The organism is Arthrobacter mobilis, assembly GCF_012395835.1.
In the GTDB taxonomy this organism is placed as follows: domain Bacteria; phylum Actinomycetota; class Actinomycetes; order Actinomycetales; family Micrococcaceae; genus Crystallibacter; species Crystallibacter mobilis.
Genome location: NZ_JAAZSQ010000017.1, coordinates 70,387 through 95,321, shown reverse-complemented (window position 1 = coordinate 95,321; position 24,935 = coordinate 70,387). Strand labels below are relative to the sequence as shown.

Annotated in this window: 18 protein-coding genes and 3 pseudogenes; 12 read left to right on the top strand and 9 right to left on the bottom strand. The window is 64.2% G+C overall.

Features of this window, described 5'->3' with window-relative positions; all coding sequences use genetic code 11:
- Both HGG74_RS15660 and HGG74_RS15655 read left to right on the top strand, forming a co-directional pair.
- Positions 1–96: DUF4193 family protein (locus HGG74_RS15660; protein WP_168487838.1), on the top strand; the 96-nt coding region annotated here is incomplete at its 5' end.
- A gap of 443 nt (positions 97–539) precedes the next feature.
- Positions 540–1,379: pseudogene (locus HGG74_RS15655) on the top strand (IS5 family transposase).
- A 199-nt stretch (positions 1,380–1,578) separates the two neighbouring features.
- Here HGG74_RS15655 and HGG74_RS15650 read toward each other — a convergent pair.
- The 4 genes from HGG74_RS15650 to HGG74_RS15635 all read right to left on the bottom strand — a co-directional run bounded on the left by HGG74_RS15650 (position 1,579) and on the right by HGG74_RS15635 (position 5,531).
- The gene (locus HGG74_RS15650; protein ID WP_168487836.1) at positions 1,579–2,310 is read right to left on the bottom strand and encodes a S1 RNA-binding domain-containing protein; all 732 of its coding nucleotides are present in this window, start codon (positions 2,308–2,310) and stop codon (positions 1,579–1,581) included.
- Positions 2,311–2,417: 107 nt separating this feature from the next.
- The gene (locus tag HGG74_RS15645; protein ID WP_168487834.1) at positions 2,418–3,596 is read right to left on the bottom strand and encodes a serine/threonine protein kinase; all 1,179 of its coding nucleotides are present in this window, start codon (positions 3,594–3,596) and stop codon (positions 2,418–2,420) included.
- Entirely contained in the window at positions 3,589–4,698 is a 1,110-nt protein-coding gene (locus HGG74_RS15640; protein WP_168487832.1) for a hypothetical protein, read from the bottom strand. The genes HGG74_RS15645 and HGG74_RS15640 overlap by 8 nt, the downstream gene beginning before the upstream one ends.
- 158 nt (positions 4,699–4,856) lie before the next feature.
- Complete coding sequence (locus HGG74_RS15635; protein WP_168487830.1) at positions 4,857–5,531, bottom strand: vWA domain-containing protein; 675 nt, start codon at positions 5,529–5,531, stop codon at positions 4,857–4,859.
- An 867-nt stretch (positions 5,532–6,398) separates the two neighbouring features.
- Here HGG74_RS15635 and HGG74_RS15625 point away from each other — a divergent pair.
- Positions 6,399–7,242, top strand: a pseudogene (locus HGG74_RS15625) (IS5 family transposase).
- Between the two features lie 21 nt (positions 7,243–7,263).
- Positions 7,264–7,626: a hypothetical protein gene (locus tag HGG74_RS15620; RefSeq protein WP_246262938.1), complete on the top strand. Its 363-nt coding sequence runs from the start codon at positions 7,264–7,266 to the stop codon at positions 7,624–7,626.
- A gap of 549 nt (positions 7,627–8,175) precedes the next feature.
- On the opposite strand, the gene HGG74_RS15615 is transcribed toward HGG74_RS15620, so the two are convergent.
- The 3 genes from HGG74_RS15615 to HGG74_RS15605 all read right to left on the bottom strand — a co-directional run bounded on the left by HGG74_RS15615 (position 8,176) and on the right by HGG74_RS15605 (position 11,518).
- Positions 8,176–9,075: a hypothetical protein gene (locus HGG74_RS15615; RefSeq protein WP_168487826.1), complete on the bottom strand. Its 900-nt coding sequence runs from the start codon at positions 9,073–9,075 to the stop codon at positions 8,176–8,178.
- Between the two features lie 8 nt (positions 9,076–9,083).
- On the bottom strand, positions 9,084–10,211 hold the full coding sequence (locus tag HGG74_RS15610; protein WP_205762022.1) for a site-specific integrase: 1,128 nt from the start codon (positions 10,209–10,211) through the stop codon (positions 9,084–9,086).
- Between the two features lie 1,148 nt (positions 10,212–11,359).
- Positions 11,360–11,518, bottom strand: a complete 159-nt coding sequence (locus tag HGG74_RS15605) for a hypothetical protein (protein ID WP_168487824.1) — start codon at positions 11,516–11,518, stop codon at positions 11,360–11,362.
- 967 nt (positions 11,519–12,485) lie between these two features.
- Here HGG74_RS15605 and HGG74_RS15600 point away from each other — a divergent pair.
- The 6 genes from HGG74_RS15600 to HGG74_RS15575 all read left to right on the top strand — a co-directional run bounded on the left by HGG74_RS15600 (position 12,486) and on the right by HGG74_RS15575 (position 17,400).
- Positions 12,486–13,013 (top strand): hypothetical protein, encoded by a 528-nt coding sequence (locus HGG74_RS15600; protein ID WP_168487822.1) that lies wholly within the window; start codon positions 12,486–12,488, stop codon positions 13,011–13,013.
- Positions 13,010–13,402, top strand: a complete 393-nt coding sequence (locus tag HGG74_RS15595; RefSeq protein WP_168487820.1) for a hypothetical protein — start codon at positions 13,010–13,012, stop codon at positions 13,400–13,402. The genes HGG74_RS15600 and HGG74_RS15595 overlap by 4 nt, the downstream gene beginning before the upstream one ends.
- The gene (locus HGG74_RS15590) at positions 13,399–13,734 is read left to right on the top strand and encodes a hypothetical protein (RefSeq protein ID WP_168487819.1); all 336 of its coding nucleotides are present in this window, start codon (positions 13,399–13,401) and stop codon (positions 13,732–13,734) included. The genes HGG74_RS15595 and HGG74_RS15590 overlap by 4 nt, the downstream gene beginning before the upstream one ends.
- Before the next feature lie 623 nt (positions 13,735–14,357).
- Positions 14,358–14,594 carry a hypothetical protein gene (locus HGG74_RS15585; protein WP_168487817.1) on the top strand — a complete coding sequence of 79 codons (237 nt, stop codon included), beginning with the start codon at positions 14,358–14,360 and terminating at the stop codon, positions 14,592–14,594.
- Between the two features lie 253 nt (positions 14,595–14,847).
- Positions 14,848–16,635, top strand: a complete 1,788-nt coding sequence (locus HGG74_RS15580) for a MarR family transcriptional regulator (protein WP_168487815.1) — start codon at positions 14,848–14,850, stop codon at positions 16,633–16,635.
- A 609-nt stretch (positions 16,636–17,244) separates the two neighbouring features.
- A complete protein-coding gene (locus tag HGG74_RS15575) occupies positions 17,245–17,400 on the top strand; it encodes a hypothetical protein (protein WP_168487814.1) in 156 nt (51 codons plus the stop codon).
- A gap of 241 nt (positions 17,401–17,641) precedes the next feature.
- Here the strand turns inward: HGG74_RS15575 and HGG74_RS15570 are convergent.
- A pseudogene (locus HGG74_RS15570) lies at positions 17,642–18,881 on the bottom strand (IS110 family RNA-guided transposase).
- Between the two features lie 2,775 nt (positions 18,882–21,656).
- On the opposite strand from HGG74_RS15570, the gene HGG74_RS15565 reads away from it, so the two are divergent.
- Positions 21,657–22,484: a ParA family protein gene (locus HGG74_RS15565; RefSeq protein WP_168487812.1), complete on the top strand. Its 828-nt coding sequence runs from the start codon at positions 21,657–21,659 to the stop codon at positions 22,482–22,484.
- Positions 22,481–23,254 (top strand): ParB family protein, encoded by a 774-nt coding sequence (locus HGG74_RS22160; protein WP_168487810.1) that lies wholly within the window; start codon positions 22,481–22,483, stop codon positions 23,252–23,254. Before HGG74_RS15565 ends, HGG74_RS22160 begins: the two co-directional genes overlap by 4 nt.
- A 939-nt stretch (positions 23,255–24,193) precedes the next feature.
- On the opposite strand, the gene HGG74_RS15555 is transcribed toward HGG74_RS22160, so the two are convergent.
- The gene (locus HGG74_RS15555; RefSeq protein WP_168487808.1) at positions 24,194–24,889 is read right to left on the bottom strand and encodes a GIY-YIG nuclease family protein; all 696 of its coding nucleotides are present in this window, start codon (positions 24,887–24,889) and stop codon (positions 24,194–24,196) included.
- Positions 24,890–24,935 lie beyond the last annotated feature (46 nt).

The window sequence follows — 24,935 nt, the reverse complement described above, 5'->3', positions numbered from 1 at the left end:
GAGTTCACCTGCGCCTCCTGCTTCCTGGTCCGCCACAAGTCCCAGGTGGCCCGGGAGAAGGACGGCCAGAAGTTCTGCCGCGACTGCGAAGGCTGATTAAAACCGGCTTAAACCGGCCAGGAACTCAACGACCGGAACCGGCATCAGTCATTTGACAGATCCTGCGCGTTCCGCGAGTCCCGACAGGCTTGGGAGCGTAAGCTCCCTGCCCTGCCCGGGGAGTGGAATAAGTTACCCGGTCCCGGTCTGCCCGTTGCCTAACTATCTGTTCACAGCGTGCAGGTGCCGTGTCCAAGGCCGGCTATTCCCGGGTTCCAGACCTTGTTCCGGAACCTGCAGGTCGCCGGCGGGCCCGCTGGCGGCCCGGCACACATGAGCGGGACCGTCGCCCAACAGCCGCAGGCCCTCGCCAGGAATTGGCAAACGGACCTGGTTGCTAAGAGGTTCCGCCGATAGGTAGGCCCAGGCCGGATTAACGAAGCAGGCACAAGCCCTGTTAAACACGGATTGTTCAGATTCGCGTTTTGCCAGGAGTGCTTGTGCCTGCCGTTCCATCTCCGTCATGAAACCCCTCTGGAGCCAGTTCGAGGCCCTAATCCCGCCGGTGGCGGATGCCCACCCGCTGGAGTGCCACCGGCCGCGGGTCCCGGACCGGACCGTGTTCGAGAAACTGCTCCAGGTCCTCGTGCTCGGGGCCTCCTACGAGAAGATTGCCGACTCGAAGTGCTCGGCGACCAACATCCGGCGGCGCCGCGACGAATGGATCGCCGCGGGCATTTTCGAGGACCTCGAACAGATCAGCCTGGAATCCTACGACCGGGTCGCGGGCCTGGACCTGGCGGACCTGGCCGTGGACGGATGCATCGTCAAAGGTCACCTGCGGCGGCGAAGCCTCCGGAAAATCCCCGGTGGACCGCGGGAAACAGGGAGCCAAACGTTCTGTGCTGGTCGAGGGCAAGGGCATCCCGCTCCACGCCGAGGTCGCCGCGGCCAACCGGCACGACTCGCCCCTGCTGCGCCCCATCCTCGAGGGACTGTCCAGATTCGGCTTCGCCCTGCCTGAGCGGATCACCGTGCACCTGGACGCCGGCTACGACTCGGTCAGGACCCGGGACCTGTTCGCCGAACTCGGATGCGAGGGCGAGGTCGCCACCAAGGGCATCCCCACCCCGATCCAGGTCGGCAAGCGCTGGGTGGTCGAACGCACCAACTCCTGGCACAACCGCGGCTTCAAAAAACTGGCGCTCTGTACCGACCGGCGCATCCCGGTGATCAAGGCGTTCATTGCTCTGGCCAGCAGCATCATCGTGATCCGCCGGCTCATCCGCGAAACCTGGACCACCCACCGCTGGGACACCCGGCCAAAGCGACGCCCATGACCCCACCTATCGGCGGAACCTCTAAGTCGCGTTGCGTTGGCTCATATCCAGGCGAGATTGTCTGTGCGACCATGGCTCGTTAGTTGGAGATGCGTTGACGGCCGGGTGCGCACTTTGCCGGCAGTGCTGCCAACTGTGCGGTTTCGCAGGCCGTCAAGGCCGCGTCAGTCCTCTCGGACTTTGCTGTTCAGGGAGGTGGCTAGCGCCTCATTGATAGTTTGACACGGTCAACGTCGTAGGAAAGAACGCTGACATCCACACGCTCTCCAAGAGAAACAAACTCGGCCGGTTCCACGGCGTATCCATATGGCATGTCCGAGATGTGAACCAGCCCGGCGAGGCGCCCGAGTTCTGCGGGCACGGGCAGGCGCACGAATGCGCCGTACGATTTGATGGCCGTTACTTCGCCCCTCATCGTCGTTCCGACGGGCCAGTTCCTTTTCGCGTATTGCAGTGGAGGGAGCAGGCGTTTACGCCGTGAAAGCGAGATCCGTCCGCGGTCGAGGTCGAGCCGGAGTACCTCGAGTTCCAACTCTTCGCCCACGTGTACAACATCCAGCACCGGATTTTGATCCCAGGACAGTTCCGATCTGTGAATCAGACCGCGTGTGCCGGCAATGGAAACGAAGACTCCGAATTTCGCTATGCCTTCGACCCGGCCGACGACGATGTCGCCTGGAGCCAGTGCTGACATTGCTGCCTCTCGCCGTGTCTTTATAATAGGGAGCCGCGAGAGGACGACGCTTCGTCGACGAGGCTGCACCTCCGTCACGACGACATCTATCTCCCGGCCTGGTACGAATGAGGGTGTGCCTCGCTCCAAGCCGGCCTTGCTGTGAGGAAGGAAGGCCCGGATTCCATCGCCGACATTCACGATGTAGCCGCCACCGACGATATTCTCGACAGTCCCGGTACATGAAGTGCCGATCAAGCCCGGTGGCAGCAGGGCACAGACAGAGGCAGACAGCCGGTCGCAAACCTCGCAAGCCGGCCTATCCGGTGAATTGCTGTGATGGCAATAAGGGCAAATCCACAATGCTAAGACCCGCCGGGCCCTTCCTCGTCCACTGGCATCCGATGCAGTCCCTTCATCGTCAGCCGCGGTCTGGGAATCATGCCGGCCGTGGGCTCGACGATTCTCCCGTCGGCGCTCTCTTCCGATGAAGACAACGGGGTACTGCTGCGGGACATGTTGATCTTCAAGCGGCTTGAGCCCGGGGACGTTTTCGGAACTACGTCACCCGGATCGTCGCGGTGCGGCGCCACTATTGGCCGAGCCGCTTCGGGTCGTGAAGTTCGCGTGAAGCTGGGGGACGGCGACGACCCGCTCCGCAGGTCGCGCTGTACGTCTTTCAATCTGTCGAATACCTCTCCTGCGGAAGGTCGCTTGCTGGGCTCGCGCTCGAGCATGTTCTTGATCAGGTCTTCCAAGCGCGGCGATACGTCCATTGCCAGTTCGAGTCGTTGGCCATCCAGCGAGGCCTGCCAGGATGTTTTGTATAGCCCGGGCAGGGCGACCGTCTTACCGGTGATGAACTGGTGAAATACAAGGCCTAGCGCGTAGATGTCGGATTTGGTCGTCAGTGCCACCGCAAGTTTCTCGCCACCGTCGTCACTGGAGATATATTCCCCTAATTCTGGCGAGTAGTATTTGAAGTCGCCGACCAAGGACTCCGGATCCGGCACAGAACCAGGCCGAAAGCAATCGTCAAAGTCGATTAGCTTGCTGATGTATCGTTCGCCGGTTTGTGTGAGGAGGATATTGGCCGGCTTGATGTCCCCGTGGACCAAGTTCTCTCCATGCAGGATCCTGAGGCTGGCGCTTAGGGTGAGTAACACGATGATCCTGGCCTGCAGAGGGATCTCTGCGACCGCTTCTGGTGCAACGTTAGCTGTTACCCAGTCCGCTGCCTTGTAATAGGTCGTCCCGACTCTGAAGAAATCGGTCGGTACGACAAGGTTCCCCCCGGATCCCACCAGCGGATGGAGCGCCTTCATGACTGAGCGCTGGTGGGATTCGAAGATTTCGCACTGGTGGCGTTGACGCTCCTTCGTTTGTGACGAACCTGGCGAACCTTCTACTGGAAACTTGGGATGGAGAAATTTCTTGATGAAGTAGGGACGGCCCCCCTTTTCAGCAATGGTCCACTCGCACTGGCCGCCGCCGGCCACGCGGAACGGTTCCGTCGGGCGGTAACCCTTCAACAACTCATCCATTGGCTGGGCCTTCCGACAAGGCATGGCGGTAATAGCTCTTGGTTCTCCGCCGCCAGGCCTGCTCGAGGGAGGCTTCGGCCAGTTCCGTGGCCTCACGGGCTAGTTCAGTGGCCTCACGTCCTAGTTCTCTGAGCCGCGCGGCGTGTGCGTCTTGAAGGTCGAGCTGCTGTAGTTGAGAGCAACGCGCCTCTACAAGATCCTGGAACCCCGCCCGGAATTCCGTCCAGCTGTCCGTTCCGAGAAGTGCCAAGGCAACGGACACATCGTCAGCAGCTGTTTGTCTGGCGAATCTCTTAAGCGCGGCCAAAAATCCATCCCAATCGGAGTGGCTCCACAGGGCTTTCAGCAGTTCCGCTTCCAAATGCAGGGGACTTTTGGCGTATCCGAAGAATCCATCGGAGGCGGCGAATAGAACTGACGGTTCGGGCAAGATAATCCGGCCCCGGTGCAAGCGCGTCGGTCCGTCCGCGCTGACGCATTTTGTTAGAGGAGGGTCGGTCCGCAGGCTTTCGAGCGCGTCGGGTTTTCCTGCTGCGTCGTCGACGGTTATTTGAAAGAGCCCGGTCTGCGGCGACATCCCGTACAGGCGGCTGTCCCCCAGCCATGCCGCGGTAACACTTACCGAGCCGTCAATCTTGGTGTTCCACAGCGCGAGCGTCAAGGTGGTCGGGAGGGTGCGGATCATCTTGCTCTTCAGAGCAGGGTTGCGCTGCGGAAGCTGTCGGGCTGCTCTTTGCAGGGATTCATCAATCCCAGCCTCGAGTGACTCCATGTCAGGGTCGGTGAAAGAGAACCCGTCCGATCTGACCCAACGCTCGATTGACATACCTGCCAGACGTGCGGCGTGCCAAGCCTCGCTGCGCTCGAGGCCGTCGACAAGCACGCGCCTGGAGCCAGCGCCGCCCATGCCGTCGCACACCGCCAGCACGCCGTGCTCCCGGTCGGCAGTGCCGAGGGCGATAGCAGGCGCGTCCTCGCCGTTATCGATGATCTTGGGCAAGTCGATAGTCCCGATAAACGGGACGGTTCCCGGGCCACCCGTTTTGGTCCCCGTACGCGATTCTGCCACTTCCAGGCAACCGGGCGACATCCGCTCGGTCATGTCGGGCGCATCCGTGGGAACTCGATCCGGAACCAGCCGGACCGAGGGATCTGGATCTGGACCGATCAAGGGTTGGCCGTCCGAATATCTAAAGGAATGTGCCGGTGTCTCTGACGTCGGCTCCTGGGGTAACCATCCCGCTCCTGCACCGTTCGCGGTCATACCGACTGCGAGATAGCGTCCAGTACAGCCTTGTAGTCAACTTCCTGAAGGCCCTCTCCAGCACGGGACATGTAGTGGACGTTTTGATCCCAGTAGGAGCCGATGCTACTCCAAGGGGTCGCGTCGGGCGCGTACATCAGTAGCCGCCGGGCAGGCGCTGACATCGGCCCTTGGCCCATCCACAAGTCAGTCAGTTCGTCGAAGTCCTTGGGCAGCCCGGCGGGGTATGCCGGGGGAGAACCTGTCTGGGCCCTCTCCAGGGCGTGAGCACTTGCATCGGTCCACAGGACGATGACCTGCCGCCTCTTCGAACCGCCGGTAGCCCAAGGAGAATTGATGGCTGCGGCCAGGGCCTCGAGCCCGGACTCGGGTTCGTCGCCGCCGCCACTGGCGACGATTCCCTGAACGAAGCGTGAGTACGCTTCTGCTTCATCAGGCATTACGAAGAAGTCAGATTCGACCAGCGGCTCTTCGTCGTACCAGAAATCCCGGAAGGCAATGACGCGCACCCGGAGCTTGTCGATTTCTTTGTCCTTCGCGAACATCTCGGCCTGAAGGTCATCGTGGAAGCGCAAGGCGTTCGCCTTCACCTCATCCAGGAGGTGATGCATGCTGCCTGTTGCGTCGATGACGAGGACGATGTCTACTTCGTATCTGAACTGACTGGCCACTTTGTTCCCCCTGACATGGTGGTCGGACCACCCAGCTTAGACGTCCTCGGGCAGATCCGCATCCATTCGATAGTAATTCTAGTATGTTTGCTCTGGGCACCTTCGAATGCTTTATAACTTTGATTGTCAGGATTAGTGGTTAAAAACGCAGCTTGGCTTGACGGTTTCCTTGGATCCCATTGAGCAAAGGTTAGCCGGCCAATTCTCAGCAGAGATAGTTGACAACCGGAGTATCCGAATGGAAGTACCCTCGCCCGTCATGAGGCGATTGGGCAATCGATCATGCCCGAAGTCAACCAACGGGTCTGAGAACCTGTACTCAGCGTCCTGTATTGAACGGCAATATCCGAACTCCTGCACGCACTCCGACTGCCGTCTTCGACGTTCCCACCGTATACTGAGGGTTCTCAATCGAAGAACCGCCGTTCCTGACTGACAGTCTTATAGAGAAGCAGCACCTCAAGCCACCATCTCAGACCAACCTTTGATAGACACGCCCTGACAGTTCGAGTAGATTTTCTGACGAACTGTCTATCTACCTTGGGGGCCGTCATGGCTGGAGTGCCAGAAGTTAAGATTGTTGAAGTAGTCAAAGGTCTGATCTTCGCCGCTGGCATGGCTGCGAACGTGGCACAGGCCGACGTTTCCAAAGCTGCCGCGTCGCTCGCAATGCAGTATGGCGAATCGTCCAGCCGCGAGATCGAAGCTGAGATTGCACGCCATCTCAGAAATCGGGGTTAGAGGTTCCACCGATAGGTGGTGGGCGGGTACGTCATTAATCGGCAGGAGCACGTCATTAACTGACAGGGCAGGCACAAACCCTGTTAAACACGGATTGTCTAGAAACGCGTTTAGCTCAGGAATTTCGTGCCTGCCCTCCCATCATCTGTCATGCAGTCCCTCCGGGCCCAATTCGAGGCCTTGATCCCGCCCGCTCCGGACCACCACCTGCTGGGTGCCACCGGCCAAGGGTCCTGGACTGGATCGTGTTCGATAAGCTCGTCCAGGTTCTGGCGCTTGGCGCCGCCTACGAGAAGATCGCCGAGGCCGGCTGCTCGGCCACCACGCTCCGCAGACGCCGGGACGAGTGGAGTGAATCGCCCCGGGAGTCTTCGAGGAACTGGAGCAGATCTGCCTGGAGGCCTACGACCGGATCGTGGGCCTCCAGCTCGAGGACCTGGTTGTGGACGGGTGCATCGTCAAGGTCCCCTGCGGCGGCGAGGCTGCTGGACGCTCCCCGGTGGACCGCGGAAAGCAAGGCACCAAGCGCTCCGTCCTGGTCGATGGCAGGGACATCCCGCTCGGCACCGTGGCCGCGGCGGCGAACCGGCATGATTCCCCGCTGCTGCGCCCAACCCTGGAGAAGCTCTGCCGGTTCGGGTTCCGTCTGCCCGGACAGATCATGGTGCACCTGGACGCCGGCTATGACTCCAACGCCACCCGGGAAATGCTCGCCGAGCTTGGCTGCCAGGTACAGGTCGCGGTCAAGGGCAAGCCCGCGCCGATCCAGGCCGGTAAACGCTGGGTTGTCGAACGCACGAACTCCTGGCACAACCGCGGCTTCAAAAAGCTCGTCGTCTGCACCGAACGGCGCACCGCCGTGATCAACGCCATGATCGAGCTGGCCAACGCCGTCATCGTGCCCCGGAGGCTGATCCGCGAGGCCTGGACCACCCACCGCCGGGACACCCGTCCCACCCGCCGGCCCTGACCTATCGGCGGAACCTCTAAGTTGAACAAGGTGCTCCAGGCGGCGCGGAAGCATCGTGATTCGAAGGCACCGGGAGCAGCAGCACTGCCGCGCGCAGGGAATCCGCTGGCCGAGATCCGCTTCGGTGCCCGGGGCGAGCCGCTGGCGGTGCGCTGGCGGGACCGGGTCTGGCCGGTGGCCGGCGAGGTCCGGCACTGGTTTGGCCGCTGGCCCTGGTGGAAGGCCGGCCTGCCCGGAGGACGGGGCCGGGCCAGCCTGGTCGAGACCGAGTTCTGGCGTCTGCCGGTGCGCGCCGCCGCGGCGTCCCCGCTGCGGACCCTGGAGCTGTGCCGGGACCCCCGCACCGAGGGCTGGCGCGTGGCCAAGGTGACCGATGGCACCTGAGCGCCCGGGCCGGAAGCCGGCACCGCCGCTGTCCTGCCGGAAGCGGCGGCCGCGAATGGCCTTGGGCTTCCTCCCCGTGCCAGGTCCGGGGCGTCGACAGCCCCGGGGATGCCCGGGCAGCCGCAGCGGAGCCGGCTCCGCCCGGCCGTGTGTCTGCCGGACCGACCCCTCCCCATACGGATGTACTTTGGCAGACGACCTGATGCAAGGAGCAGCCGATGTCCCAGGGGATTGCAGCAGTCATCATCCTCGCGGGCGCCGTCCTGCCGATCGCCACCACCCTGCTCAGGAGGCGGCCGCGGAGGAGGTATCCGGGCACGGTGATGGTCTCCCCCGGCATCCGCATCCGCGCCGCCGACGTACCCCGGCACTTCGCTACCGGCGGCCGGACCCGTTCCTCCGGCTCCGACACCCGGCGTTCCCCGGCACCGGGCGGCCCTGCTGCCGGGGAACACGTCAGCGTCAGGCCGGCAGGAAACCTCCGTCGGCCGGGGCGGCTCCGTGCCCTGCCGGGGACCACCCGCGGCAGAACCATGCCCGCCGGGCCGGTCACCGGCCGCCTATCCGCTCCAGCATGGCCAGGGTCTCCTCGATGACCGCCTCAGAGTCCCGCAGCGCCTCGGCGGCCTTCGCATCCAGCTCATCCAGGATTCCGGCCAGCTCCTCCAGCGAGGCCCGCTGGTAGTCCTCGCGCACCTGCCCCTCGCGTTCCGGCCGGTCGGGGGCTTCGGGGGCCGGTGGCCGGGAGGCGTCCTGCCGGTAGGCCAGGATGGCCGAGACGGTGCGGGCGGTGACCGGTTCCCAGTCGGCCAGCCACCCGTGTTGGTCGATGGCCGGCAGCAGCACTGTCCCTGGATCCAGGCCGAGGTGTCCGGACGGTTCCAGGCAGGCGTGTTCCCCGTCCGGGCGGCAGCCGGCCAGCCAGGAGCGCACCGAGGCCCTGCCCCGGTCCTCCCACAGGATCAGGACGTCCAGCCAGCGGGCGACGGCGCAGGCCGGGCAGGCCTCCGGCTCCGGGGTGCGGGCCAGGGGGATGCCGCGGATACTCCAGTTGGCTTCCCGGTCCTGATTGATGTCGGCCGCGGCCACGGTGCGGGCCTGCTCCCGGGTGAAGCGGCAGGCCCCGGCCAGCACCGCCAGGTACCCGTCGCGGCGGCCGGCCAGCCCCGCCGTCCAGCCCCGCACCGGACAGCGGGCCAGGGTCCCGGCCAGATCCAGCCAGCCCTCGCCTTCCCGCCACAGCCCCGGGACGGACGCCGGCAGCGCCAGGCTAGCCCCGGCGTCCCGGTGGATGCGGCGGATGACCTGCAGGCGCTTGACCCGGGTCGCCGGGGCGGCCGGGACCTCCCGGAAGAATTCGGCGATCACCTCCGCATTCGTGGGCAGGGCCGGCAGCCCGGCGGCGGTGCACCAGTCCTGGAACAGCACCCACAACGGGGACACGGACATGCCCACCGTCAGAGGCCGAGGCCGGTGACGGCGTTGCCGACCAGGGGCGCGTACTCGCGGTCGTAGACGGCCAGGATGGCATCGCTCCTGTGGCCGGTCTGGCGGCGGATGGCGCGGGAGTCGGCCCCGGCACGGAAGGCCTGGGTGACGAAGCCGGCGCGCAGGGAGTGCCCGCCGTACCGGGACGGGTCCAGCCCGGCGGCGGCCGCGCGGCGCTTGAGCATCTCGTTGACCGCGTGCCCGGACATGCGGGCCGGTTTGATTGCCCCTCCCCCGGCCAGGGACCTGAACAGCGGCAGCTCGGCGTGAAGGCGGGCCCGCTCCCGGCGGCACACATGGGTATCCGCAGGGCCGGCCTGGCGGACGGCGCGCATCAGGGCCGGCCTCCCGCCCTCCCCGTCCACGGCCGCCAGCAGGTCCAGCCACCGGTAGAGCGCGCACGGGGCGCAGGTCAGCGGGTCGTGGCCGAAGGGCAGGGCCTTGACCAGGCCGGTCCCTTCCTGGTCGGTCTTGGACCGGCGCACCCGCAGATACACCCCGTCGTGCCGGGACGGAATCACATCGGCGATGTTCAGGGCGGACAGCTCGGAGCGGCGGAACGCGCCGGCGAAGCCGGCCAGCAGCACGGCCGCATCCCGGGTAGCGGCCACCGCCCCCGGCCAGGTGCTCTCGGTAATGGCGCGCAGGAGGAGCTTCACATCATCGGTCAGCAGCGGATCCACCCGCCGCTGGACCGTGCTGCGTTCGCGGCGGATCGCCCGCAGGGCCCGGGCCACCTGCCCGTCCGCCCCGGGAGGCAGCTGCCCGGCGCCCGTGTGGCGGGCGTTGACCGCCGCCGCCCGCCGGGTCAGCGTCGCCGCAGCGTAGGCGTGGGTGCCGTCGGGGCGGACCGCGGCGGCGGCCTCGGACAGGTAGGCGATGACGGTCTCCGGGGCCGCCGGCAGGGGTGTGTACCCCTTCGCCTGGCACCAGGCGGTGAAGGAGCGCCAGTCCGAGGCGTAGGCCTTCCGCGTTGACGCGGAGACGGAACCCTCCAGGGTGCGCTTCACCCGCCCGGCATCCTCGGCAGTGAGAGCATCGGTCATCGGGCCGGGAGACGCTTCGGTGATCGCGGCGGGGATCAGGATCTCGGTCACAGGTCTCCGTTTCGTCTCCAACAGGCGGTTCCGGGCATTTTTCCTCAAGGAAGGCCCCGGCCGAGTCTACCGCCGGTAACTTCCCTTACCGGCGGTACCGGTCCGGGATATTGAAGCGAGAAGGATGCGACGGATAACAGGGCCGGTGACATCCTCAGCATCCATTGGGCCAACATCGGCGGGAGCCTGCGGTCCTGCTTGAGGCCCACCCGAATTGGGGAACAGCCGGGGTGCCTCCCCGGCGCGGGGGAGACCGCCTGCAGGACGACGCATGAGGTGCAATCGGCGGGACGGGCGGGAACTACGCAGTTCCGGTCGGCCAGACACATACACCCTGCAGCACACTATGACCGCTCAATAGGTCCTGTCCCCGGGCAGTACATGTGCTTAAGGCCAGAACCTGTCAGACCTCGTGCACGGCCGTGGTAGGTGCGTTTCTTAAAGGGACCGTTGTTCTTGAGGAGGTCGTTGAAAGAGACCACTGGAAGCCATCAGAGCGTTCATGTTCATATGAGGTTGGCTTGCTGGAACCATCATGATGCTACGACCTATGGCGGTTACCGGCGCAGGTGTTCCCCGACCCACCAGAGACATTCGATACTGGCCAGAGCATCGGCTTGTTAGCGCCACGAAATCCACGCACAGGCAGCGCCCCTTCACTTTGGTCATGAATTCTGTCAGTCAAGGTCGTCCCGGCGGATAACTGGCGGGGCTCCCGGCCGCAGATAAGTTGCCTCCAACCTGAGCCAGTGGCGCAGTGAGGAATCGGCAGCAGTCCATCGGGTCCTTTCAGAAGCGGATCTCTTACCGGTCCACGGGAACGAGGGCGGGAAGCCGTCGACTATATCGGCGTGCTGGACAGACGTTCACCATCACAATCACCGGTTCAAGGGCGGGTCCTCTCGGTCAGGCACCAATCCGGCTTGTCGTAGGAGGACAGGTTGCCAGCAGCGGGCGGCCTCCGGTTGTGCTGGATGCGGATCAGTTCGCCGCTCCCCTCCCCGCCCGACGCAGCGCTCACACTCACGCGTGCTGCACCGGCGGACGGGCATGTGTGCGGAGCCGCCCGCCTGCTCTCCCTCGCCACGGGTGTGCCGGGCGGAAGGATCGGCCGGTCGTAACCTGCTGTTTGTCGAGTTCCCGGTCCATTAGGCGGTCCAGCCCGCACAGGGCGTCCATCCGGCTGACACGACCCAGGGCAGGGCCGGGTATTCGGTCACGATGCCGACGTAGACGTCGTCCTCCGGGTGCCAGGCCTCATGGAATTTGAAGCCGCACAGGTCGTCGCGGCCGTAGAGACCGAACACCAGCTCCTCGATTCGTGCTGCTCAACGTTCACGGCTTCATGATGGGAACGGGGACTCGCATTTGTGGAACGAACCGTCAAGTGAGTTCCGGATCGGCATAGAAAGCATGTTTGACAGTTGCCGGCCAAGTTCTGGTGCGCGTTCAGGAACCCCCGGGGCAAAACCAAGGCCGTCTGAGCCCGAGCCAGACTGAGCTGCACAGGAAGCGACCTGAGAGGGGCCGCAAACCTACTGATCTGAAGTCACGACCCTCTGCGGGTTTCAGACATTTAAGCAGGCCCGCTATAAGCGGCTATATGGTGGGTCAGAGGCCGTCACTGCCGCCCTTGTATAAATTTGGTAGGCGTGCGTGGGCAGTTACTGGGTCTTGCTTCCACCTGCCGTCCTCCTCCTTGCGAGCGGACAGGTGTCAGCGCTGATGGGGATCGGACTGTTGTGCGGCGCCTGCGGCGGGCACCCGGCGGCGGGGCGCGCTGGCGCAACACAGGCCCGAAAGCCGATCTCAGGGGCTATGGCGGAGCGAGTGGAAGGTCATGGGCTGGCTGCGTGATCTCACCGTGGCGGAGTCTACCGCCGTGGAACTCGAGTCGCTGATCAAAGAGTCCGGGTTGACGCTGGGCCCTATTACCCATGACGGTGCCGCCCAAGACACTCTGATGCCGACGATCGGTCGATAACCCGGCATCCGTCCTTGAGGGAAGCGGAGACTTTGACAATCCATCTCCGCCTCGTCTCAAGGCTACACACGGCGAACCGGCTGCGGCACCGGTGGACCGAGGCGCCTACCGAGGGTGTGCTCCCTGAAGACCCAAGCCGACTGTGGAGGCACAGGCTGAAAAGCAAGTGCGTTCCGTCGCTAGAATACAAGCAGGGAAACCGAGATGGCCTAGACCAAGGCGACGCTGGCAAACAGCGGTGAGCACTCCCGAGCAATCATTTGTTCATTCGCGTCGTAAGTAGGTCTAACGTGTCGTTCCAGTCCCCCGTCTTCATCACTGTCAATGCTGCACTCCTCCGGCAGCAGGTCGGCCAGTTCCTTGCTTTCCTCAAAGCCGCACTGTGGCTGCCGAAAGAGCCGGACACCGCTCTCTCCAAGCGAGACGTGTTGACGCGTCCCATTTCACCACCGGCGCCGGTCTTCCCAGCAACCGCCCACCCGACAATCTTGGTACAAGACGGACAAGCTGTGCGCCGCCATCTCAACAACCGTCAAGAACGTGCCGGTCTGCGGTCATGGATCCGCACCATGCGGGATGTCCATCCGGATGCTGGCCCTCTGGCTGGTCAAGGACCGGCATGTGAACAGATTCTCCCTGACACCGGGATGGGACGACTAGTACCGGGCACTGCCTGGCGTCGTAACAGCGGCGAAGCGCCCGATCGTCCTTACCGAGAGCCGTCGGTCAAGTCCACCGTTACGGTGACCACCTACCGGGCCGCGGACGTGAAAGCCCGTTGGCAGGAGATCGAAGACAAGAAGAGGAGGGCACTGTGAGCGCAGACATCGAAGGACTGTGGGCTAGCGACCCGGAACGCTTCAGGCGGGTCCAACATGAGTTAGGGGGACCAGCGGCCGTGCTGCATTTCGCCGAGCAGCAGCGTCGCATAAAAGTCTGGCGAAGGAAGGAGAGACGCGAGGCTAATGAACTGCTCGCGATACGCGGCCATTACGAGTGGCTCCTGGAAACGCAGCTATCGGGGTGGCAGAAGGAAGCCGACATCCTGGTGCGACGAATGAGGTTTATTGAGGACAGGCTGGCATCGATCAGGGACGGACTCAGCGCCGAGCGCGAGCGTTTGTCGATGCTGGCTGCACCCGTCTTGGAACGGATCGCCATCGAGGCCGAAGTCTCGGCGTCTGCACTGGCAGGAGGTGCGCTGTGATCAAACGAAAAGTGCGCGAACTTTACGACAAGGGTATGGACGGGATCTATATGGTGCTGTCGATCGAGACGAATGAACACGACGGGGTGCTGCGTGAGGCTTTTGGCACCGAAGCGCCACAGCTCGTGGCGGACTGGGCGCTGGCGGCGCTCGAAAAGGCCGGGTACCGCCGCGCCTGCGTCAAGTCACAGTCATGCGTGGGCTACAGCGCAAGCAGGAGCGCCTCGCGCTTCACTGTGGTGGCCTCTTTCACGTTCGCCCTGTACAGCGAGGCAGAGTTAGAGTACTTCGATGGCGACGGCCCGTCTGCGCTGGCAGGGGGTGCGCTGTGACGCAGGACGTGGCCGGAATGCTAAGAGCAGACCGAGGTGAAGCTCTAGAACCCTGCCCGACGTCGGGACTTGGTCGGTGTGCCTAAGGGATGCGGGCGGCTGCAGCGGTGGTATTGAGACCAAGACCAGGTTCAAGGATGCCGCCGGCACCATCGTCAGCGAGGACATTGATGTTACCTCGCCACTGGAAAATGGTGAGACCAGCACCAACCCGGCCAACCGTAACCGCGAAGGCGGTCACCCCCGCCCAAAGACGACGGCAGGTTCGTCGGCCTCCGCAAACTGACGGATACCGCCGGTTCGAGTCGCCAGCAGCGACATCATCCTAGAGTGGGCAGGGGACGGCTCCCTGGTTGGAGGTCGTCGACGAATCGCTGGAGGACTGCCCATTAGCCGGGGCGTCCCGACAGGGGGCACTGGTATGACCGCGACACGATTTAAATTAACAGTTTCTAATATTCGGTGTGGCGGGGGTCGCGGTGCTAGATTCCACTTATGACCGGGAGCGGATTCCGCATCCGGCACCCGTCGGCCATCCGGCCGGTCCGGGATCCGTTCGACCCAGGTATGACCACCGCGGTGCTGCACTTCAGCTCCGCAAAATTCGAAGGACAGTGAGTGATATGGCTGCTACAGAACAGCGCCGGCGCGGCCGGCCAGCTATGGGCGACCGCAAATTCATTGGGTTCCGGACGGCAACGTCACGGGCCGAAGTCCTGGAAGAGGCAGCAAAGGCTGAGGGCATCACGATGAACAAGCTCGTCGAAGAGCTCCTGGACATTGGCTACCGGCACTGGGCACCCGGTCACCACGAACGCCTCAACGGTCAGGAGGAGCTGCCTATCGGCCGCATCGCCTGACAACGCAGAAGGCCCGCACTGAGGCGGGCCTTCGAAGCATGATACTTCCACCTGACATTGCTTGCCGGCTCTCCAGGTAGAAGCCCTTTACCAGTCGCTTCTCAGCGATTGGACCCCCTCTCTTCGAAACCCTTCGGAGGGATAGCCCTCTTTCGTGTTCCTTGAAAGGAATGCACTCATCGTACAACAGCCTGCCCATTTACAGCCAGACACGCAGGTCAACGGCGAGTCGAACCCGGAAAACCCCGCAGCCATGTGGGCGGCTCTGGCTCCGTTGCTTGCCGGCCAGCCCCGCGTCCGGCTTTCCCGCGACGGCGGACGGTCCTACCCGCAGAAGCACGAACGCGACCTGACCGCTGCCCTGCCGTCGGTTCCCGCCGCCGTGCGCATCTTTGGCAAGGACGGCACCTGCGCCACCATCTGCCTGGATTTCGACTCATCCCTGGCCGGGCACGACTGGGTGGAAGCCGACGTGCGCGCGGTCCAGTCCTGGCTGCACCGTTGCGGCGCCCGCTGGATTGAGGACCAGTCGCCCAGCGGTGGCCGCCACGTCTACGTTCCGCTGGAGCGCCGCGTCACCTTCACCGAAGCGCGCGATCTCGTCGAGGCCCTGGGCAACCGGCACCGGAGCCTGGACAAAACCCCGCACCAGAACCTGCTCCACGGTTGCATCCGCACCCCGGGCAGCCCGCACAAGCGCGGCGGTCACCAGCAGTTGGCCATGAGCCTGTCTCTGGCCTACGACGTCGCCCGCCGACCCAACAGCCACACGGTATGGACCGCCATGACCGCCGACCTGGCCGACGAGATCGCCGCCGTCCGCGCCTTCCGGCTCGAGCAGGAATACCGCCCCGAGCTACTTGCCACTCCGGATCCGGCGGAGGCGGGCAGCAACGGAAGGATGTCCCGGGCCATGCAGCGCCTCGCGGTTTCCGGAATGTACGAGGCCGGACGGTATGCCTCCGACTCCGAAGCCCGCCAGGGCGTGATCACCGGCGCAGCCGCGGCCGGGCTGTCGCTGCTGGAGGTGGACCGCCGGATGAAGCAGGGGCTCTGGCCGGGACTCGCCTCCTTCTACGCCCGATATCCGGCGCGGCACCGCATGGCCGCGCTGCGCCGGGACTGGAACAAGGCAGTCCTTCATCTCCGACAACACGCGGGGAAAACGCCGGGAAAGGAAGCTGTAAACAAATACCCCACAAGCCAGCCACCTTCACAGGCGCGGGGCAGGCAGGCTTCTCAAAACTGCGATCCGGACGGGAACGAGCACCGGTTTATCCGGACCTGGCGCAACGCTCTTAACCTGGCCGAAAGGCGGTACGGTGACACTAGGGCCGGCCTCGCGAGGAAGATGGTGCTTAGGTCGCTGGGGGAGGCAGCCCACAAGTCGTCGAGCCGGTTTGTGGAATTCGGCGTCCGCTCCCTGGCGGTGGCCACGGGGCTGGACCACACCACGGTAAGCTCGCATCTGCGGGCACTGCGGGCCGAAGTCGATCCCCTGCTGGTGCTGGTCGAGGCCGGGCGCGGAACCAGGGGAGACCTCTACCAACTGCAGATCCCCGAACAGCTGCGGGAGCAAAGCGAAGCGGCCGCATGGCGGCGGGGCAAACTCCACGCCATGCGGCCCGTGTTTCGTGAGCTGGGTTTGCCGGCGGCGTTTGTGTACGAGGCGCTCGAGCACTCTCCCGCCCCGTTGTCGGCTAGCGAGCTGGTGCGGATCACCGGCCTGTCCCGGCCAGCGGTGACCCAGGCCCTGGAGACGATGGCGGCCTGGAACCTGGTCGAGCGTGACGACAACTGGTCGGTGGTAGCCACAACCAGCCTGCCGGCCGTGGCCGAACTCCTCGGTGTCCTGGAAGCTGTCGCAGACCAGCTCGCCCGGTACCGGGCCGAGCGGGCCGCCTGGCACGAATGGCTGGCCCGGCACGTCGTGGTCAGCCCGATCCTCCCCTCCCCCGACGATGACTATCCATGGGAGGTCTTCGAGGGGCCCCCCGACGAGTGGACACTGTCCGACATGTCATTCGGTCTGGCTGGATGAGGAGTCCGCACCGCGACACGCCGTAAACATAATGATTTTCAACGGCGTTCCTCCGGCATGGGCATTCCGTGCTGCCGGTACACGTTGCGAGCGGGCCATCCAGTGCGGCCGCGGGAGGAAATGGTTCCATTGATTCTATTGCCACCCTGTCTGTTTTCGGGCTCGATGCCATTGCTCCGGAGGCCGAACAGCGGTGCGGCGGAATTGGTTCCATTTCTGTCATCGGAACCATCGGTTCGCCGCAAAGCCGTATGTACGTCGACGAACGCCCGCCCTTGCCTGCTGCCGGATTACCGCACGACTACGGGCGAAAATGCCTGTTACAGCTTCCCGCGACCCGGGTGGAGCCGGTGGTAGGTTCGGGATCAGTTGGAAAAAGTTACAGCCTTCGCTGGCGGCAACCGGTGGAGGCTGAACCCAAGCCACCCGGCTGTAACCAGCTGACCGCTCCGCTAAACCGCAGTGGAGTCGGAGCGCCTGCCGCACCCGATCCCGGGCAAGCCCAGGCACCCGCACGGGATTAGAAGGACAGCAGACCCTATGACTGCAACAGGAAACCGCGGAGGCGGCCAACGGAGCAAAGGCGAACGCCGCTTGGTCGGAACCCGTGTGCCAGTATCGGATCACGACCTGCTAGTCGCCGCCGCGGCGGTCGGCGGCCTGACCGTCAGCGAGTACGTGGCCGCGACCCTGATTGAGAAGCTGCGGAGCGAAAACCAGGACCGGACGCAGGAGGAGCCGCCTATCGGCCCAAAGGCCTCCTAAACACGGGAAGGCCCGCATGAGGCGGGCCTTCCGATGAAGTTTCCAGCTCCACACCTACTGCTTCCCGGCTACCAGGTGAAGAGCCTCCAAGCAGCTCCCGGCCGGGTGCTGCTCCATAGCCGACCCCCCATGGAGGGTCCCTTTGCTGTCCCCTAACTCTACACATGAGTGTGGGTGCATCAAGGGGAGATGCCCGGCGCGTCGATTTCGTCATGCCCTAGTACGAAAGTGGGGTAGTAGGTCAGGCTGAGGCGACCGGGGTCAGGATGACGTTGTATCCAAGGTCGCGGAGACGCTGGACGGCATTGTTCCGAGCCTTGTCGGGGTCTGTGCGGGTGAAGCCGGCGCCGGGGTCTGCATAGCAAACGCCCTCGGCAAGCATGCGCCAGACGGCTTCGAGGATGGTGTGTTCGGTGGCGACGATGGGACCTGGGTTTGCCCCGGCGGGCGAGGAGCCGTTTGTATCGGGCGCCGGGGTAGCTGTCCCCGGGGTGGCGGGCGATGGACATGGCCGCGGTGCCCAGGGCGCCCCTGAGGTGGCTGTTGCCCGGGCGGGTATGGGAGGACTTCACCCGGCCGGCGGATTCGTTGGACCCCGGGCTGACACCGGCCCAGGAGGCGAGCCGGCCAGGGGTTTCGAACCGGGACATGTCCGCGCCGGTCTCGGTGACGATCACGTCCGCTACCGTCGTGGAGACGCCCGGATGGTGATCAGGAAGTCCCGCGCGGTGCGAAAGGGTTCCATCGCCTCCTCGATCTGTTCGGTGAGGCGGTCGACCCAGCCGGTGATCGAATCGATCCGTTCCAGGTGCATCCGGGCGATGAAGGCGTGGTGTTCGCTGAACCTGCCGGTGAGCGCCTCGGCGGGTTCCGGGATGCGCCGGCGCATGGTTCCCCTGGCCAGTTCCGCGAGTCTGGCCGGGTCCCGCTCCCCGTCGATCAGCGCGTTGAGCATCGCCTAAGGAGGAAGCGCCCATCAGGTCCGAGACCGAGGCGGAGAGCTTGATGCCGGTGGACTCGAGGAACTTCCCGGCCGCTGGACCTCCTTAGGTGCGGTCCTGGACGGCAACCGTGCGGGCCCGGGTCAAATCCCGCAGCTCCCGGACGGGTGCCGGTGGGACGAAACAGGCCCGCAGCAGCCCGTGGGCGCCCAGCTGCGCGAGCCAGGCCGCGTCCGAGACGTCGGTCTTGCGGCCCGGAATGTTCCGTGCAGCCCTGGCATTGACCAGCATCACCGGCAGCACGTCCTCGAACAGGTAGTAGAACGGCTTCCAGTAATCGCTGGTCGCCTCCATCACCACGGTAGTGACCTTCCCGGCCACGAGCATGTCCCGCAGCGACAGGATCTCGTTCGTGGTCGCGCCCCACGTCGTGACCCGGGTCGTGAACGTCCCGGCCCGTTTGCCCGGGACCCGGACCGCGGCCTTGGCGTCCTTCTTGGAGATATCGATCCCCGCAGCCCGCTCATGGACCAGGTCCATGACAGCCTCCCGCTTGCTCGCTCCTGATTGCCCGATAGGTGCTTGCTGCGCAGAAGGCGGAAACATCAGGACTCTAGTACTCGTGCTCACAGGCAACAATCCACGGCTCCTGCGGACCCTCCGCGCCACGCTTAAACACGGGCTGAAGAACAGCACCAGGGACGGAACGGCGTCACCGCAGCAAGCACCTCCATCGTCCGCCCCCAGCGACATCAAATCCAGAGCCACAACAGACGCGATACTTTCGATTGCCACCGCGCGCAGCGGCGCGGGACCGCTTAAACGCGTGCGTCCGGCAGCGCGCCGCTACCGTTTCCGGGCCGTTGCCGCCTGCTTCGCGCCGGCAGCAGCAAGGATGCCGCCGACCCCAACCGCGGGAAGCCTATGAGGGAGTTCCGCTTCATTTAGGCCAGCCACAGGATCGGCCGGACATGCTGGGAGCTATCATCGACGGGAGCACGCCCTGCCGCGGCTGCTTCACTCTGCCTTGCCCGTGTCGGCTGGACGGCCGGTCTCGTCTTCCGCGGACCCCGAGGCGAACCTCTATCCCACCCGCTACGCAGGCGCCGTGCAGTAAGTCGCCGAGCCGGGCGGTCGGCAGCGACAGCAGCTCCACGCGGGTCCTGGTCCGGATCCGGCCGGCTCACTCCCCTCTGTGGAGGTCCGCTTCGGCAGTCGGCTGCACCCTACAGGCCTGGCGAGTCGATGCGGCGCCTGCACGAGTACTGGAACGGTTCGAGCCGGATCAGACAGCATGGCAGGCCCGACCGGGTTGCCTGATCCGTGCAGCTGCTGCCCAGGCAACCCAGGATGGGTGCAACAACATCCGGTTCCACGCCACACGGACCGGAGGGCGACGGCGCCATGACGGGACGGGACTGCTGCCGGCATCAATCAGGCACTCCCCTACCCACCCACCCTCCGCCGAAGGAGATCGTCAACTGGAAGTCCCGGCGCGCCGCCAGGTCTCCGGGGCAAGGGCTGCGGCTGGTCCGGAGAGCACGCGGAGTGGCGGCCCGGCAGGACCGGATGGGCGGGAGGGCCCTGGACCGTGTCAAAACGGGCCGCGACCGTGGAAAGCGTCCGCAAGATTACCCGCATCCGCAGGGCGCAGGCGGCCGGCAGCTCCGACTGTCAGGCCGCTGGGCGTCCTCCTCGTGCCAGGTACATCACCGGAATCCCGGCACCAAGGGTCCTGACCTTCCAGCCAGACCTGACTGCAGCACTGCAATAGGATGACGATACCGGGGCAGCAGACAGTGGTGCAGGTCCGCACCAGCCCGCCCGACGGTTTCTGCCCGCTGCTTCCCCACCGGCCTGTCCGCTTCCACCGGCACGTAGGCAGCCTGATCCCGGACGGCAGGATGGACCCTGCGGTTGTGACAGCCGCGGCTACCTCTGTCATGCTCCTGCGTTCGGTATGGCTTCATCCGCTCCGTGAGACTACGGGAGATATTGGTAGAAATGGTTCCTTTAAACTTAATGGCACTAATGGAGGCAATGGAATCGGGCGCCTCATCTCGGTGGCCGTGGCCGCAATAGAACCTTTGGAAGCATTTCCACCAAAGCATCCGATGCCCCCTCGCCCGTATCAGACCGACAGTTGAAGTGGCAGATGCTGGGGATCCGTTGGCTCCAATGGCAGAAACGGTTCCATTGATTCCACTGTGTGCTAGGACCGGGGTACGGCGGCATGGGGGCTGCGGGTGCGCCGCCCTTTGTATAAGGGATCAGAGACTGGCCCAGGAGGTCGTGCAGGAGCGGCACTGCCGGAGGAAATGGTTCTATTGCTGGCTTTTGATCCTCCGCCATCCGCGGCATCCGTGGCTTCCGGTGCCGCCCTTGGCGGCATTGCCTTCATTGGTGGAAATGGAAGCAATAAATCCAAGAGAGGCGTTGCCACCAATAGATCCGGACAGCAGTATCCAGGCAAGGTCCTCGACGCCGCCTCTACTAACGCCTGCATTGGAGTTTTCGCCTCCATTGATTTTGTTGCTACCAATGGTTCCATTGCCTCCGGGTGGCGCCTTCGGCTGCTGCCGCGGGCCTGCGCTTAATGGAAGCATTTACTCCTTTGCTTCCTACGGTGCGGCGGTGCCGCCGAGGGGCGGGGGCTGGCGACCGTCCGGCCCCGAGGTAGAAGAAACGGAACCATTGATTCCGATGTAGGTGCTGTGCCCGAAGGTGCTGCCGGTTCCAAAGCCCGTTCTGCGAAGGCATCCGGGCGCTACGTCGGCCAGGCAGGAGGCAAAGGAAGCATTGCCTCCATTGCTGGTGATGTCTCCTAAAGTTCTCAGACCTGAGCTGTGATTGAACTACAGCCTCGGTTGCCAGCGCATGAATCTTTGGACCCTATGGCAGCAATGGTGTTATTGCCCCTAACGGTTCCATTACCAGCTTTACTTCCACACAGGCTGCGTCCCGGCTCTCGGAAATGGTTCCGTTTCTTCCGACGGGCGCAAAGCACGGTTTGGAAGCAATGGAGTAAACAGAACTATTAGTGCCCGATCGGATGCCAAGCAAAGCGCGGGACGGGGCGAAGCCACCCGTGGTGCCTGTATACACCTGCTGGCAACGCCTCCAACGGTGGCAACGCCCGCAATGGAACCATTTACACCATTGGAAGAAAAGGGGCGTGTCGCGGGCGTGCCTGCCTGCAGCGTGCGCGGAGCGCCACTAGGGTTAAGGGCAGTCGGTGCCGGCCCGACGCTCTCTCGGCAGAGGCGGGCCTTCCGCACCCTTAAACCAGAATTGGCTATGGAAGGTACTGAAACCATGCCGGCAAAAATCGTCGCCATCTGCAACCAAAAGGGCGGGGTAGGCAAGACCACCCTCGTGACAGGGCTGGCCGAAATGTTTTCCCAGGTGCTCGAGCTGCGCGTCCTGGTGATCGACGCGGATCCGCAGTACAACGTCACCTCCGCCCTGGGAGTCGAGCAGCCGGAGTTCACCCTGAACGACGTCCTGGCAGGTGACCCGGACCAAAACCAGAAGATCATGCCCGGCGTGGCCGCTGACGCGGTCATGCTTGCCGGCGACGCCTGGCAGCCGCGGATGACCCGCGACGAGTCCTACCCGGCCCTGCACCTGATTGCTGCCGAGCGGAACCTGGCCACCCGCGAACGCGATTCAATGATTGCCCGGGAACGGCGCCTGCGCACCGCACTGAGGGGCATGGTCGATGAATTCGACATCGTCCTGATCGACTGCCCTCCGTCGCTGGGTCTGCTGACAGTGAACGCCCTGACCGCTGCCACACATGCGCTGCTGGTGACCGAACCCCGCGTGTCCTCCGTGGAGGGCCTTAACGAAATCGCCACGACCATCGGCGAAGTCCAGGAGAACCTGAACGAGGACCTGGTCCCCGTCGGGGTGGTCATCAACAAGGTCCGCAAGGGCCGCAGCGACCAAACCCACTGGATCGAACAGGTCCACGAAAAGTGGGGAGACCTGGTGCTGGATCCTGTGCTGTCGGACCGGGAGTTGTTCTCTAAGGCGCAGGCAGCCGCCGCACCGTTGCGCAGCTATGGCTCCGCGGCCAACCCGTTGCGTGATGACCTGGAGAAGCTTGCCCGCACGATCTGGAACGGAGTCCAGCTGTGAGCCCGACACCGCCGCCCGTTGCCCGCGGCGGCAGTGACAACCCGCTGGCCAAGTTCAAACGCGGCGGACTGAAGAAGGCGGCCGGATCCGGCGTGGTCGCTGAGATGATCGGGGCCAAGGAGTACGAGCCGCCAGCTGCAGAGGAACATCAGCCAGAGACTGCCCCCGACACCCGAACGGCGACGGAGCCGCCGGCCGCCGATGCGGCTCCTGTCCATGTGCTCGAGACACAGCCCGTGCAGGTGGGGGAGTCGGCCCCAGCTCCGGCGCCCCTGCCAACCATGAGTGCACCACAGGAGGCACCACAGCCACCGGCCCAGGAATACGTGCAGTCCCTCCCGGCGCCGCTCCAGGCCTACGCCGCTTCTCCCGCGGCCGCCCCGGCCCAGCAGCCGTCCGTCCAAGGCCCGATTGAGCCGCATGCTCAGGCACCGCAGCCGCAGGTCCAGGCCGTGCCGCTGCAGGGCAATGTGTCGCCTGCGGCCGCCCCGGCGCCGGTACCGTCCATCCCGCTCCAGCCGACTCTCCAGGAGCTGCCGGCGCCACCGAAGTCGAAGAAGACGAGCTTCCACCAGCCGATCGATTCGGGGAACAGGATGCGCTCCACCTACAACGCCACTCGGCACCTGACGAAGTATCTGACGATGTCGGAGTTCGTTTGTGCTGCTGTGGACAAGATGTGCGCCGAGCTGGAAGAGAAGTACAACGACGGCGAACGGTTCGACGCGGACCCCGGAGCCGTACCCAAGGGACGTCCCGTCGGTTCCTGAAACGGATGCCGAACGCAGACGGCCACTAGCGGCTGCCAGGGGCCGTCTGCGTTCAAGGATCGGGCGTTTCTGGCGTCCTTTCCGATTTCCGTGTCGGTGATCTCTCTGATTTGATGCACGGCGTCGGGGGGAGAGGCCAGCCTACTGGCAAGCGGCCCAGCTTGGATCTTGGCTTTGCGCATCGCGTTATGCAGCTCCGACTGATTTGATGTGGTTAGGCATCTTGGAATACTCACAGGGAGCAACTGTCGCTGTAGTGCGAGGTCGTCAACGGCGATGCCGGCGGCTGGGCTGTCGGGGCAAACATAAGAATGGGATCAAGATCCTTACGGGTGCGCGCACCCGAGATGCTGCAGGCCTTGGATGCCTTTGCCGAAAGGGCGGGCCGGCGCCAAAAGTCCTAACCGGCCGACTTCCAAGACCAATCTGAACAGGGCTTCAAGGCAGTCGCGGGCAGCCCGTCTGGTGCTCGAGGTCGACATAGCCTTCCTTGGACACCAGGAACATGACGCGCAAGTCAGTGTGCAATTCGCGGCGGAAGATGCTGGCCAAGGGCAGGTATCGTCACCAGTTTCGCGGTGAACCCGAGGATCGTGGCGCCAAGCACTGCGTTACCACTGACGGTCCTGCGGGCGGCACTCCGAACGCTGAGGCGGCGACTGCCAGCAAGTTGGAGACAGGCCTCAGTTCCGACAGTAGGACCAAAGCACGGGCACCGGCGCGATCTGCGAGCCTTTACCTGTCCGAACCCCAGCGTTTGCAGGGCCTGGACACGGGAATGGCCCTTCCGACTTCCACTACAGGAAGGCCCGCACCGTGGCATGATCAGTCGAAGATCGTCGCGCGAGATCTATTTACGTATCGCCGCGCATCATCCAAGCCCCGCACTGAATGGAAGAGCACATAGCGGGGAACTAGCAGTAGTCCACCCGCGCCAGATCACATGGCGTCGCCCCGGTAGACCAGATTCTTGAAGTCGTTCACGGAGAGGGAGCTGATCTTCGCCGCCTCGGTGGCAAAGAACCGAATCCATGCGGCGCCCGATTCCCCGGTTTCCTTTTGACGGGCACGACTCTTGTTGGGCATTTCATCGAACTTTTCGTCGGCCAGGCGGCGCAGCGTTCGGTAGAGAGGGCTGTTCTCGGACGTGACGGCAAACCGCCTCTCCTCCTCTGTGTAAACCCGGTATTTCGGGCCGCCGGAGGTGTATCGGAGGATTTTGGGTTTCCTGCGATTGTACGGGGGCATTTCCAGAAGGATGGCCACCTTCTCGGCGTAGGCCGCCTCCTGCCGCGTCTCATACTCGTCCCACTCGAACTCTTCGACCATCCGCCACATGAGGGGGTACTCACGCCTATGGGCGTCAAACCTTGCGTAGGGATCTCCAGACATGCCGATGTAAATCAGCTTGTGCTCGCTGTCGTAGAGCCGGTAAACGACAGTGGTCTGTCTGTCTTGAACCATGGCGTCCTCCCGCTGCAGGTGTCCACACTTCGAGGGTACGGCCGCCGGTACGGGCAGGACCAGAGTGTTCGGTCCCGCCCATTCAGCCCTGCTTCCGAGCCCTGCCGGTCTCCTGGCAAGTCCTGCATAGTCCAACACCTGGTCCAGCCCGGCCAGAATGTAGATGGGCACGTCCCCATTACTCATCTCCCCGGATCGAGCGGACAACTGGGTGGCC

Excerpts from the sequence above, each read along its gene's own strand:
- HGG74_RS15640 (WP_168487832.1), bottom strand. The coding sequence starts at position 4,698 with ATGACCGAGCGGATGTCGCCCGGTTGCCTGGAAGTGGCAGAATCGCGT.
- HGG74_RS15585 (WP_168487817.1), top strand. The coding sequence starts at position 14,358 with ATGGCTGCTACAGAACAGCGCCGGCGCGGCCGGCCAGCTATGGGCGAC.
- HGG74_RS15615 (WP_168487826.1), bottom strand. The coding sequence starts at position 9,075 with ATGTCCGTGTCCCCGTTGTGGGTGCTGTTCCAGGACTGGTGCACCGCC.
- HGG74_RS15565 (WP_168487812.1), top strand. The coding sequence starts at position 21,657 with ATGCCGGCAAAAATCGTCGCCATCTGCAACCAAAAGGGCGGGGTAGGC.
- HGG74_RS15645 (WP_168487834.1), bottom strand. The coding sequence starts at position 3,596 with ATGGATGAGTTGTTGAAGGGTTACCGCCCGACGGAACCGTTCCGCGTG.
- HGG74_RS15580 (WP_168487815.1), top strand. The coding sequence starts at position 14,848 with ATGTGGGCGGCTCTGGCTCCGTTGCTTGCCGGCCAGCCCCGCGTCCGG.